The 12,427-nt window shown below is 61.6% G+C and carries 9 protein-coding genes and 2 pseudogenes; all 11 read left to right on the top strand.

Annotation, left to right across the window (positions count from 1 at the left end):
- Window positions 1-126 (top strand): annotated as a pseudogene (locus L9Z73_RS16015) (XRE family transcriptional regulator); the annotation flags it as partial.
- Window positions 116-958, top strand: a pseudogene (locus L9Z73_RS16010) (sigma 54-interacting transcriptional regulator); the annotation flags it as partial. The pseudogenes L9Z73_RS16015 and L9Z73_RS16010, both read left to right, overlap by 11 nt.
- Before the next feature lie 697 nt (window positions 959-1,655).
- Entirely contained in the window at window positions 1,656-3,065 is a 1,410-nt protein-coding gene (locus L9Z73_RS16005) for a polynucleotide adenylyltransferase PcnB (protein WP_247402732.1), read from the top strand.
- A 2-nt stretch (window positions 3,066-3,067) separates the two neighbouring features.
- Entirely contained in the window at window positions 3,068-3,553 is a 486-nt protein-coding gene (folK, locus tag L9Z73_RS16000) for a 2-amino-4-hydroxy-6-hydroxymethyldihydropteridine diphosphokinase (protein WP_247402729.1), read from the top strand.
- A gap of 251 nt (window positions 3,554-3,804) precedes the next feature.
- Window positions 3,805-4,605: a 3-methyl-2-oxobutanoate hydroxymethyltransferase gene (panB, locus tag L9Z73_RS15995; RefSeq protein ID WP_247402727.1), complete on the top strand. Its 801-nt coding sequence runs from the start codon at window positions 3,805-3,807 to the stop codon at window positions 4,603-4,605.
- Window positions 4,602-5,453 (top strand): pantoate--beta-alanine ligase, encoded by an 852-nt coding sequence (gene panC / locus L9Z73_RS15990; protein ID WP_247402724.1) that lies wholly within the window; start codon window positions 4,602-4,604, stop codon window positions 5,451-5,453. Before panB ends, panC begins: the two co-directional genes overlap by 4 nt.
- Before the next feature lie 200 nt (window positions 5,454-5,653).
- Window positions 5,654-7,318 carry a glucose-6-phosphate isomerase gene (gene pgi / locus L9Z73_RS15985; protein ID WP_247402721.1) on the top strand — a complete coding sequence of 555 codons (1,665 nt, stop codon included), beginning with the start codon at window positions 5,654-5,656 and terminating at the stop codon, window positions 7,316-7,318.
- Between the two features lie 105 nt (window positions 7,319-7,423).
- On the top strand, window positions 7,424-9,361 hold the full coding sequence (acs, locus tag L9Z73_RS15980; RefSeq protein ID WP_247402718.1) for an acetate--CoA ligase: 1,938 nt from the start codon (window positions 7,424-7,426) through the stop codon (window positions 9,359-9,361).
- A gap of 16 nt (window positions 9,362-9,377) precedes the next feature.
- Window positions 9,378-10,247, top strand: a complete 870-nt coding sequence (locus tag L9Z73_RS15975; protein WP_247402716.1) for an oxygenase MpaB family protein — start codon at window positions 9,378-9,380, stop codon at window positions 10,245-10,247.
- A gap of 57 nt (window positions 10,248-10,304) precedes the next feature.
- Complete coding sequence (locus tag L9Z73_RS15970; RefSeq protein ID WP_247402714.1) at window positions 10,305-11,321, top strand: class I SAM-dependent rRNA methyltransferase; 1,017 nt, start codon at window positions 10,305-10,307, stop codon at window positions 11,319-11,321.
- 88 nt (window positions 11,322-11,409) lie between these two features.
- Window positions 11,410-12,427, top strand: a 1,018-nt coding sequence (locus L9Z73_RS15965; RefSeq protein WP_247402711.1) for a DUF748 domain-containing protein, incomplete at its 3' end; no start/stop codon positions are given.

Here is a 12,427-nt window from a genome sequence, read left to right as displayed (position 1 = left end):
CTGAGCCGCGTGATGGCCGAGGTCGCCCGTGAAGTGGTGGTGATGGTCGAATCCGACAAGATCGGCCGCAAGATTCCCAACCTGGAACTGCCCTGGAGCAGCGTCCATACCCTGATCACCGATGATCTCGGTGAACTGCGCGGCAATTCCTGAATCCCTGATCGAATCCGAATTGTTCGGCCACGAGAAAGGCGCGTTTACCGGCGCCAGCGCCGGACGCGCAGGCCTGGTGGAAGCGGCGGACGGCGGCACGCTGTTTCTCGACGAAATCGGCGAGTTGCCCCTCGAAGCCCAGGCGCGTCTGCTGCGCGTACTGCAGGAAGGGGAAATCCGCCGCGTAGGCTCGGTGCAATCGCAGAAGGTTGATGTTCGCCTGATCGCGGCCACTCACCGTGACCTGAAGAGCCTGGCCAAGATCGGCCAGTTCCGCGAAGACTTGTACTACCGCCTGCATGTCATCGCGCTCAAGCTGCCGGCCCTGCGTGAACGGGGCGCCGACGTCAACGAGATCGCCAACGCGTTCCTGTTGCGCCAGAGTGCACGCATCAACCGTACCGACCTGCGTTTCGCGGCGGACGCCGAGCAGGCGATTCGGCACTACTCGTGGCCGGGTAACGTGCGGGAGTTGGAGAATGCGGTCGAGCGTGCGGTGATTCTGTCGGAGAGCCCGGAAATTTCCGCCGAAATGCTGGGCATCGATATAGAGCTCAGCGACCTGGAAGACGACGATTTCATCGGCCTGGCCCCGCAACAGGGCGCCGCCGGCAATACCAGCCATGAACCGACGGAAGATTTGTCACTGGAAGACTACTTCCAGCATTTCGTCCTGGAGCACCAGGACCACATGACCGAGACCGAACTGGCGCGCAAGCTGGGCGTGAGCCGCAAGTGCCTGTGGGAACGGCGCCAGCGCCTGGGCATTCCACGACGCAAGACCGGAGTGGCCAGCGAGAGTTGAGGGTGCGCCCCCACAGGTAACACCCGCCGATGTGAAAAAACTGTTACCGCGGATATTTCGCGTAACAAAAGCCGGGGCTTACGGTAACGAAGCCCCGGCTTTTTTTTCGCCACCAAACAGCCAAAAACCCCTCAACCCCCCATTTTTGCTGGTCGGCGCAAAAGTTGGCACGCACCCTGCTATATGCTTAGTACAAAAACAATAACAAGCTTTGTACAAGACAATAAAAATAAGACGAATCGACTCACGCACAATAAAAACAACACGGCGGAGGCGCAGCTAACTGATTCTTTTGGAGAGGCGTTGCATTTGGGGCTTGCCCCGCAACCAGGCCGAGAACAACAAAAACTGCCCTAAGGCAGAGCCTGAACTGGTTGGATCGTAGATCAGCAACACAGCAACCAAAGCAATCCGTTTGCTCTTGACTCCCGATTGGGAGTGTCGTGAAGGTCACACTTCATGGCGAGGGCGATCAACAAAAACAAGAAGCCCGAAACCAATAATAAAAATAGAGCACGCAACTACTTCTGGGGGAGCTTCGGCTCCCCTTGTAGTTTCCGGTATTTAACGTTTTGAGGCTTATGGCGCAAGGCCTGCAGCTTGTTCCTACACCATCCCCCGACTAAATGCTAGAATCCCGGCCCATCATGCGGTCATTCTTTGTTATGGCCGAACATTCCTTCAAACAGTGCATCCCATGCTGAAGAAGTTGTTCCAGTCATTCCGTTCCCCCTTGCGTCGAACGCAACACAAACGCAGCACGCCTGAAGTGCTCAACAGCAGCCAACATTCACTGCAACGCGCTCAGTTCAGCCGTTATGCAGTGAACATCGTCGAACGCTTGCAGAACGCCGGCTACCAGGCTTATCTGGTGGGTGGGTGCGTGCGCGACATGTTGCTCAATATCACGCCCAAGGACTTCGACGTCGCCACCAGCGCCACGCCCGAGCAAGTGCGTGCCGAGTTTCGCAATGCGCGAATCATCGGCCGCCGCTTCAAGCTGGTGCATATTCACTTTGGCCGCGAAATCATCGAGGTCGCGACCTTCCGCGCCGGTCATCCGCAAAATGATGAGGAAGAAGACACCAATCAGTCTTCCCGCAACGAAAGCGGACGCATCCTGCGCGACAACGTCTACGGCACCTTGGAAGAAGACGCGCAGCGCCGCGACTTCACCATCAACGCCCTGTATTACGACCCGGTCAGTGAGCGCATCCTCGATTACGCCAACGGCGTACACGACATTCGCAACAACCTGATCCGCCTGATCGGCGACCCGGCGCAGCGCTACCAGGAAGACCCGGTACGCATGCTGCGGGCGGTGCGTTTCGCTGCGAAGCTGAACTTCGGTATCGAGCGACACACCGCTGCGCCGATTCGCGAACTGGCGCCGATGCTGCGGGAAATCCCCTCGGCGCGCCTGTTCGAAGAAGTGCTCAAGCTGTTTCTCTCGGGCTACGCCGCCGACACCTTCGAAATGCTCGTCGACCTGCAGTTGTTCGATCCATTGTTCCCGGCGAGTGCCGAAGCACTGGAATACAACCCGACGTATACCCACACCCTGATCAGCGAAGCCTTGATCAACACCGACCTGCGCATCAAGCAGAACAAACCGGTCACCCCGGCGTTCCTGTTTGCCGCCTTGTTGTGGCCGGCCTTGCCGAAACGCGTACTGCGCCTGCAGGATCGCGGCATGCCGCCGATCCCGGCCATGCAGGAAGCCGCTCACGAGCTGATTGCCGAGCAGTGCCAGCGCATCGCCATTCCGAAACGCTTCACGATGCCGATCCGCGAGATCTGGGACATGCAGGAACGCCTGCCGCGTCGCAGCGGCAAGCGCGCCGACCTGTTGCTGGACAACCCGCGCTTCCGCGCCGGCTACGACTTCCTGCTGCTGCGTGAAAGCGCCGGCGAGCAGACTGACGGCCTGGGCGAATGGTGGACCGACTACCAGGACGCCAATGACAGCGAGCGCCGCGAGATGATTCGTGAGCTCGGCAGCAAAGGCGATGGCGTCGGCGAAGGTGTTGGCCCGAAAAAACGTCGTCGCAGCGGCAGCAAACGCAAGCGCAGCGCCGGCGATGCCTCGGGCGCTGCAGGCGAATAAACGTGGAACGCATCTACATCGGCATGGGCAGCAACCTGGCGGCCCCGGAGCAACAATTGCGCAGCGCTATCGAAGCGTTGGCGCAATTGCCGGGTACTGCCGTCATCGGGGTGTCGGCCTTCTATCAAAGCGACTCCCTGCTCCCCGGCCAACCGCGCTACACCAATGCGGTCGCGGCCCTGGACAGCAGCCTGGCGCCGCTGGAACTGCTCGATGCGCTGCAAGCCATCGAGAACGACCAAGGCCGCGAACGCCTTGAGCGTTGGGGCCCACGCACGCTCGACCTGGATATCCTGCTGTTCGGCAACCGCCTGATCGACGAACCCCGCCTGCAAGTTCCGCACTACCAGATGCACCTACGCGCCTTCGTGCTGTACCCGCTGGCCGAACTGGCGCCAGCCACCCTGCAATTGCCCGATGGCCAGCGCCTCAGCGACCTGCTGGCAGCCTGCCCGTTTGTCGGCCTGGAACGCATCGCGGCTGCCTGACTCGCGGCCCGCCCCACCCTGCTGAATCGCATCAGTTACAGCGGTAACACCACCGCCGTAACAATGCGGTAACACATGCAATTGACTTCCCGTGTCCTCCTCACGACTATAGGCGTCCCGCTGCCGCCAACCGGCGCTAAAGGGCGCAATCCAGGCCTTATAAGCACTGCTATCAAGAAAGTGCGCCTGTATAAACGAAGACTCACGCGCGTTACTCGCTGTTTCCAAGCGCCTGAACGAGGACCCTTTTCATGCCAGACGTTACCCTGACCACCTTGCAGAGTCTCAAGCTCAAAGGTGAAAAAATCACCATGCTGACCTGCTATGACGCCACCTTCGCCCACGCCTGCTGCCAAGCCGGTGTCGAGGTGTTACTGGTGGGCGACTCCCTGGGCATGGTTCTTCAAGGGAATGACAGCACCCTGCCCGTCACCACGGATGAACTCGCCTACCACACCGCCAGCGTCAAGCGCGGTAACGACGGCGCCTTTATCATCGCCGACCTGCCGTTCATGAGTTACGCCACCCTCGAACAAACCTTCCAGAACGCCGGCAAACTGATGCAGGCCGGCGCGCACATGGTCAAGGTGGAAGGAGCCGTCTGGCTCGCCGAGTCGATCCGCCTGCTGGCTGAACGTGGCGTGCCGGTGTGTGCGCACATGGGCCTGACGCCGCAGTCCGTGAATATCCTCGGCGGCTATAAGGTCCAAGGCCGCAATGAAGCCCAGGCGCGCCAGATGCGTGCCGATGCCATCGCCCTGGAACAGGCCGGCGCGGCGATGATCCTGCTCGAATGCGTGCCCAGCGAACTGGCTGCAGAAATCACCCATGCGGTTAAAGTGCCAGTAATCGGCATTGGGGCCGGGTCGGCCACCGACGGCCAGGTCCTGGTGTTGCACGACATGCTCGGCCTGTCGATGACCGGCCGCGTGCCGAAGTTCGTGAAGAACTTCATGACCGGCCAGGACAGCATCCACGCCGCGTTGAGCGCATACGTTGCCGAAGTCAAAGGCGTGACCTTCCCTGGCGCCGAACACGGATTCTCTGCATGAACACCGTAAAAACCGTCCGCGAACTGCGGGCTGCCGTCGCCCATGCCCGCAACGCAGGCAAACGCATTGGCTTTGTGCCCACCATGGGCAACCTGCACAGCGGCCACGCGACCCTGGTGGCCAAAGCTGCCCAGCAGGCGGACTTCGTGGTGGCTAGCATCTTCGTCAACCCGCTGCAGTTTGGCGCCGGCGAAGATCTGGACACCTACCCGCGCACCCTCGCCGCCGACCAGGAAAAGCTCCTGCAAGCCGGCTGCAACCTGTTGTTCGCGCCGACCGTCGAGGAAATATACCCCGGCGGCATGACCGGCCAGACCCGCGTCAGCGTGCCGCAATTGTCCGAAGGCCTGTGCGGCGCCAGCCGTCCCGGGCACTTTGAAGGCGTGGCCACTGTGGTCAATAAGTTGTTCAACATGGTCCAGCCGGACATGGCCGTATTTGGCCAGAAGGACTACCAGCAACTGGCCGTGATTCGCGCCATGGTCCATGACCTGAACATGCCGATCCAGATCATCGGTGAACCGACCGTCCGCGCCGATGACGGCCTCGCGCTGTCATCACGCAACGGTTACCTCACCGCCGAGCAGCGGGCGATCGCGCCGGTGCTGTACAGCAGCCTGAGTCAGATGGCCGCCGCCATCAAACACGGTGACCGCGACTTCGCCAAACTGCGTGCCGAACAGGTCCAGCAGATCGAAGCCGGCGGGATGCGCCTGGATTACCTCGACGTGCGCCAAGGCGTCCACCTGCGTCCGGCCACGGCCGAGGATCGCGACGTGGTGATCCTGGTCGCGGCCTACCTGGGGGCGACACGCCTCATCGATAACCTGCACCTGAACCTCGACTGACCCCAGCCTGATGCGCCGGTATAAAAAAGTACCGGCCACAGCGCAGACAAAGCCAAGACATATCGACACGCTAGGTTTAATGTATTCGCCCTGCGCTATGGTTAGCGCTGTCCGGAACCCATTGCTTGGTGAACGAGTGGATGTTTCGGGCTTTGAAGTGTCCTAAAGGCAGTCCCCGTAATAAAAGGAAACCCGCAGCGATGGCGTACTACCGCACCCCTCATGACGTTACCGCTCTGCCCGCCTGGCAAGCGCTCAATCAACATCGCCAAGCCATGCAGGATTTCAGCATGCGCGACGCGTTCAATGCCAATCCTCAGCGTTTTTCCCAATTCACCTTGAGCAGCTGCGGGCTTTTCCTCGATTACTCGAAAAACCTGATCACCAGCGAAACCCGCGACCTGCTCGTGGGCCTGGCCAAGGAAGTCGACCTTAAAGCCGCGATCGACGCGCTGTATGCCGGCGAGCCGGTGAACTCCTCCGAGGGTCGCCCTGCCCTGCACACCGCCCTGCGCCGCCCGGTGGGTGACAAGTTGTCGGTCAACGGCGTGAACATCATGCCGGACGTACACAAGGTGCTGAACCAGATCACCGACCTCGTGGGCCGCATCCACGACGGCCTGTGGCGTGGCTACAGCGAGAAGCCGATCACCGACGTGGTGAACATCGGCATCGGTGGTTCGTTCCTCGGCCCGGAGCTGGTTTCCGAAGCGCTGCTGTCCTACGCCCACAAAGGCGTGCGCTGCCACTACCTGGCGAACATCGACGGCAGTGAGTTCCACGAACTGACCATGAAGCTGCGCGCCGAGACCACGCTGTTCATCGTCTCGTCGAAATCCTTCAACACCCTCGAAACCCTGAAAAACGCCCAGGCCGCCCGCGCCTGGTACCTGGCCCAGGGTGGCTCGGAAGCCGAGCTGTATCGCCACTTCATCGCCGTATCGAGCAACAACGCGGCCGCCGTGGCCTTCGGTATTCGCGAAGAAAACATCTTCCCGATGTGGGACTGGGTCGGCGGCCGTTACTCGCTGTGGTCGGCCATCGGTTTGCCAATCGCCCTGGCCATCGGCATGTCGAACTTCAAGGAGCTGCTGTCCGGGGCCTACACCATGGACCAGCATTTCCAGAACACGCCGTTCGAACAGAACATGCCGGTGCTGCTTGGCCTGCTGGGTGTGTGGTACGGCAACTTCTGGGGCGCGCAGAGCCATGCGATCCTGCCCTACGACCACTACCTGCGTAACATCACCAAACACTTGCAACAGCTGGACATGGAATCCAACGGCAAGAGCGTGCGCCAGGACGGTACGCCAGTGTCCACCGATACCGGTCCGGTGATCTGGGGCGGCGTGGGCTGCAACGGTCAGCACGCGTACCACCAGTTGCTGCACCAGGGCACCCAACTGATCCCGGCCGACTTTATCGTGCCGATCGTCAGCTTCAACCCGGTGTCCGACCACCATCAGTGGCTGTACGCCAACTGCCTGTCCCAGAGCCAGGCACTGATGCTCGGCAAGACCCGCAGCGAAGCCGAAGCCGAACTGCGCGACAAGGGCCTGCCGGAAGCCGAAGTGCAGAAGCTGGCCCCGCACAAGGTGATCCCGGGCAACCGTCCGAGCAACACCCTGGTGGTCGAGCGCATCAGCCCGCGTCGCCTGGGCGCACTGGTCGCCATGTATGAGCACAAAGTGTTCGTGCAAAGCGTGATCTGGGGCATCAACGCCTTTGACCAATGGGGCGTGGAGCTGGGCAAGGAGCTGGGCAAAGGCGTTTACAACCGCCTGACCGGCGCCGAAGAAACCCCGGCCGACGATCCGTCGACCCAGGGCCTGATCAACTACTTCCGCGGTCGTCACCGCGGCTGACGTCGGTCACACAGGGCCGACGCCCATTTGGACGTCGGCCTTGAACCCTCCCACTACTGGGTGCATCTTGATGACTTGTCGCAAAAACAAGAATAAGGATCGCTCATGTTCGATATCAGCACGTTTCCCATCGCCGATGCCGTCCGCCGGGCTGCGCAACTGAGTCAAGAGGACTACCAGCGCCTCTATCGCCAATCCATCGAACAGCCAGACACGTTCTGGGCTGAACAGGCCAAGCGCTTTCTCGACTGGATTACCCCCTGGCATACCGTAAATACCTCGGACATCATGACCGGCGCCACCCAATGGTTTGCCGGCGGCCAATTGAACGTCAGCTACAACTGCATCGACCGCCACCTGGCGCAACGCGCCGATCAGCCGGCCTTCATCTGGGAGGGCGATGATCCGACCACGTCTTCCACCATCACCTACCGCCAACTGCACCAAAACGTCAGCCGCCTGGCCAATGTGCTGAAAAGCCGTGGCGTGAAAAAGGGCGACCGGGTGTGTATCTACATGCCGATGATTCCTCAAGCGGCCTACGCCATGCTCGCCTGTACGCGGATTGGGGCCGTGCATTCAGTGGTGTTTGGTGGTTTCTCACCCGACGCCCTGCGCGACCGCATTCTCGACGCAGACTGCCGCACGGTGATCACCGCCGATGAAGGCGTGCGCGGCGGCAAGCCGGTGGCGTTGAAACAAAATGTCGACAAGGCCCTGGCCAGTTGCCCGAACGTCAGCACCGTACTGGTGGTGGCGCGTACCGGGGCGGCCGTGAACTGGAACGACGGCCGCGACCTCAACTATCAACAGGCCGTGGATGCCGCCAGCGACGACTGCCCGCCCGAGCCGATGGACGCCGAAGACCCGCTGTTTATCCTCTACACCTCCGGCAGCACCGGCAAACCCAAGGGCGTGCTGCACACCACCGGCGGCTACCTGCTGCAAGCCGCGATGACCTTCAAATACGTACTCGACTACCGCGATGGCGAAGTGTTCTGGTGTACCGCCGATGTGGGCTGGGTCACCGGCCACAGCTACATCGTGTACGGCCCGCTGGCTAACGGCGCCACGTCGCTGATGTTCGAAGGCGTGCCCGGCTACCCGAGCAGCTCGCGCTTCTGGCAGGTCATCGACAAGCACCAGGTCAATATTTTCTACACTGCGCCCACAGCCCTGCGCGCGTTGATGCGCGAGGGTCACGCCCCGTTGGAAAACACCTCACGTACCAGCCTGCGCCTGCTGGGCAGCGTCGGCGAGCCGATCAACCCGGAAGCCTGGGACTGGTACTTCAACGCCGTCGGTGAACAACGCTGCCCGATTGTCGATACCTGGTGGCAGACCGAAACCGGCGGCATCATGCTCAGCCCGCTGGTCAGTGCCCAGCGCATCAAGCCCGGCTGTGCGACCCAACCGATGTTCGGCGTACTGCCGGTGCTGCTCGATGAACACGGCAAGGAAATCAACGGCCCCGGCAGCGGCGTGCTGGCGATCAAATCCAGCTGGCCGGGGCAGATCCGCAGTGTTTATGGCGACCCGCAGCGCATGATCGACACGTACTTCAAACCCTACCCCGGTTATTACTTCACCGGCGATGGCGCGCGGCGCGATGAAGACGGCGACTACTGGATCACCGGGCGCATTGACGATGTGATCAATGTGTCCGGCCACCGTATCGGCACCGCCGAGGTGGAAAGTGCCCTGGTGTTGCACGACTGGGTGGCCGAAGCTGCGGTGGTGGGGTATCCCCATGACATCAAAGGCCAGGCCATCTATGCGTTCGTCACGCCGATGAATGGCGTGGAGCCCAGCGATACGCTGAAAAAACACCTGCTCGAACTGGTCAGCAAGGAAATCGGCAGCTTTGCCAAACCGGAACTGATCCAATGGGCCCCGGCCTTGCCGAAAACCCGCTCGGGTAAGATCATGCGGCGCATTTTGCGCAAGATCGCCTGCAACGAGTTGGACAGCCTCGGGGATACCTCCACCCTGGCCGACCCCAGCGTGGTCGCCGGCCTGATCGATAAACGCCTGAACCGATAGGAACCCGCGCGTCGCCATGGAATTTATCCGCAGCCGTATCGAAACCCAGTTGATGAGCCTCACCGGCTTGTCGCTGGGCCAGTTGGACCTGGAAAACCCCAAGGGCGACCCCGGCCTGTTCGGCCCGGATTCGGTCAGTTGGAAAGTGCATGGCGACTTCAGCAGCATGCTCATCGGCGGCATCAGCGCCCTGATGCTGCAAGCCTTGCACCCCTTGGCGCTGGCCGGCGTGTGGGACCATTCGAATTTTCGCCAGGACATGCTCGGGCGCCTGCGCCGCACTTCGCAGTTCATTTCCGGCACCACCTTCGGCTCGAGTAAAGACGCCGAATGGCTGATCGAAAAAGTGCGCACCGTTCACCTCCAGGTCGTCGGGCATGCGCCGGACGGCCGCCCCTACGCGGCCAGCGACCCGGAGCTGCTGACCTGGGTGCATGTGGCGGAGGTCAGCAGCTTCCTCGCCGCTCACCTGCGTTATCGCAACCCACAGCTGTCGGGGCGTGATCAGGATCGTTACTACGACGAAATCGCGCTGGTCGCCGAACGCCTGGGCGCACGGAATGTGCCACGTTCACGCGAGGAAATTGCGGATTATCTGGCGTGTATTCGTCCGCAATTGTTGTGCGACGAGCGCAGCCGCGAAGTGCTGCGCCTGCTGCTCGATGCGCCGGCTCCCAGCACGCTGGCAAAGCCCTTTGGCGCCCTGATGATGCAGGCCGGGATCGACCTGCTGCCGGACTGGGCGGGCGAAATGCTGGGGCAACACCCAAGCCTGCTGCAACGCCAGTTGGTGCGGGCCGGGGTCAAGCGCAGCGCACCGTTGCTGCGCTGGGCGATGCGCAATGGCTCGGTGCAGCGCGCGCATCGGCGGATGGGGTTGATGTAGACGACGCTCCATAACTGCTAAACTCCGCGCCCACATTTACCCAGCAAGGCGCGCTCCATGTCTCCCCTGAACCAGGCGCTGCGCGCCGCCCTCGATCATCGTCAAAACCTGATCAGCGAGCTGCATGCCCACGGCACCGACTGCTACCGGCTGTTCCATGGCAGCCAGGAAGGTGCCGGTGGCCTGACCATCGACCGCTATGGCCCGCAATTACTGGTGCAAAGCTTCCACCAGGCGCTGGAAACCACGGACCTGCTGCAGCTGCATCAACTGATCAACCAGCACATGGGCCTGGAATTGCTGCTGGTGTACAACGACCGTTCCCGTGGCAACTCGCGGATCGACCGCGAAGACACGGTCTACCGCGCCACACCCGAGGCGTTGCAGGATCTGGTCGGCCACGAATGGGGCCTCAATTACCGCGTGCGTGGGCGCCATGCAGGGCAAGACCCGTTGCTGTTCCTCGACCTGCGCAACACTCGCGGCTGGGTCAAGGCACACAGTGCCGGCAAAAGCGTGCTGAACCTGTTCGCCTACACCTGTGGCGTGGGCCTGAGCGCTGCCGCCGGTGGTGCCCGCGAAGTCTGCAACCTGGATTTTGCCGAAGGCAACCTGGCGGTCGGGCGCGAAAACGGCTTGCTCAACCCGCAGCTGGCAAGCATGACGTTCGTGCAATCCGATTATTTCCCGGCGATTCGCCAACTGGCCGGCCTGCCGATCACCCAGCGGCGCGGGCAGAAACTGCCGAGCTATCCCCGCCTGGAACCGCGTCAATATGACCTGGTGCTGCTTGACCCGCCGGCCTGGGCCAAGAGCGCCTTTGGCACCGTCGACCTGTTACGCGACTATCAAAGCCTGCTCAAGCCGGCGCTGCTGGCAACCGCCGATGACGGCGTGCTGATCTGCTGCAATAACCTGGCAAAAGTGAGCATGGACGACTGGCGTGAGCAGGTGCTACGTTGCGCCGAGAAAGCCGGGCGTCCGGTACGCGACTGGCAAATCATGCCGCCTGGCGCCGACTTTCCGTCGCAAGACCAGCAACCACCGCTGAAGACTCTGATCCTGCAGTTATAGGATTTTTCTGAAAGAGGCGGGCTCTTCGGAACCGAAAACCCGTGCCATACTCCAAGGCACTCCTGTTCAACGTAGATGGCGCCGCCCCATGCCCAAAGGATTGATTCGCGCCACTGGCGCCTTGTTGACTGCTGTCGCCCTGTACAGCTTGCTGGGCTTTTTGATTTTGCCCGGTATTGCCCTTCGCATAGCCAACCAACAGTTGGCCAACTACGCTACGGTGCCGGCGCGCATCGAGCGTATCGAGCTCAACCCGTTCAGTCTGGAACTGACGCTGTGGGGCCTTAAAATCGGCGAACCCGGCAAGGAACAAGTGGGTTTCGAGCGGCTGTACGCCAACCTGCAACTCGACAGCCTGTGGACCCGCGCCCTGCACCTGGCCGATGTGCAACTCGACAAACCCAAGACCGAGTTGCTGTTCGACAAGTCCGGCCAGTTGAACCTGGCGCAGTTGTTCAAACTGCCGCCCAGCGAACCGACCCCGGCAGACCCCAACGCCAAGCCGTTCCCGCTGCGTATCGAGCGGATCAAGCTGGCGGGCGGCTATCTGCATTTCCAGGACCTGCGTCCCAGCGAGCCGATCGAGTTCCTCTACGACAAACTCGACTTCGAGCTGAAGAACCTCAGCACCCTGCCGGAAGACAATGCCGACATGACCCTGGTCGCCGCCGGCCCGGAAGGTGGGCAGATCGATTGGAAGGGTAACGTCAGCCTGGTGCCGATCACCTCCAAAGGCACCCTGAAAATCACCGACGGCAAGATGAAAGCCTGGTGGCCCTACGTGCGTGACGCACTGCCGTTGGTGCTCGAAGACGGTGTGCTCAACTTCAGCACCGATTACACATTCAGCCTGGCCAAAGAGACCGAGCTGAACCTGACCAACACCGCCGCCAGCATCGCGCCGTTCGCCATCAAGGCGCCGGATGGCCGGCCGCTGGTACGCCTGGAACGCCTGGACGTCAGCGAAACCACGATCGACCTGGCCAAGCAGCAGGTGGTGGTCGGCAAGATCCGCAGCAACAAGCTGGAAACCTGGGCCGCCCGCGAGGCCGATGGGCAACTGGACTGGCAGAAACTGTTCGCCAGCCAGCCGAGCAAGCCGGCCA

This window comes from Pseudomonas emilianonis, from assembly GCF_023072625.1.
Taxonomy (GTDB): domain Bacteria; phylum Pseudomonadota; class Gammaproteobacteria; order Pseudomonadales; family Pseudomonadaceae; genus Aquipseudomonas; species Aquipseudomonas paraveronii.
Note: the sequence above shows the minus strand (reverse complement) of the source record. Positions and strands in the feature narration are given on the sequence as shown.

Bases quoted from the DNA above. Each gene is read 5' to 3' on its own strand.
- L9Z73_RS16005 (WP_247402732.1), top strand. From the start codon at position 1,656: ATGCTGAAGAAGTTGTTCCAGTCATTCCGTTCCCCCTTGCGTCGAACG.
- panB (WP_247402727.1), top strand. From the start codon at position 3,805: ATGCCAGACGTTACCCTGACCACCTTGCAGAGTCTCAAGCTCAAAGGT.
- panC (WP_247402724.1), top strand. From the start codon at position 4,602: ATGAACACCGTAAAAACCGTCCGCGAACTGCGGGCTGCCGTCGCCCAT.
- pgi (WP_247402721.1), top strand. From the start codon at position 5,654: ATGGCGTACTACCGCACCCCTCATGACGTTACCGCTCTGCCCGCCTGG.
- acs (WP_247402718.1), top strand. From the start codon at position 7,424: ATGTTCGATATCAGCACGTTTCCCATCGCCGATGCCGTCCGCCGGGCT.
- L9Z73_RS15975 (WP_247402716.1), top strand. From the start codon at position 9,378: ATGGAATTTATCCGCAGCCGTATCGAAACCCAGTTGATGAGCCTCACC.
- L9Z73_RS15970 (WP_247402714.1), top strand. From the start codon at position 10,305: ATGTCTCCCCTGAACCAGGCGCTGCGCGCCGCCCTCGATCATCGTCAA.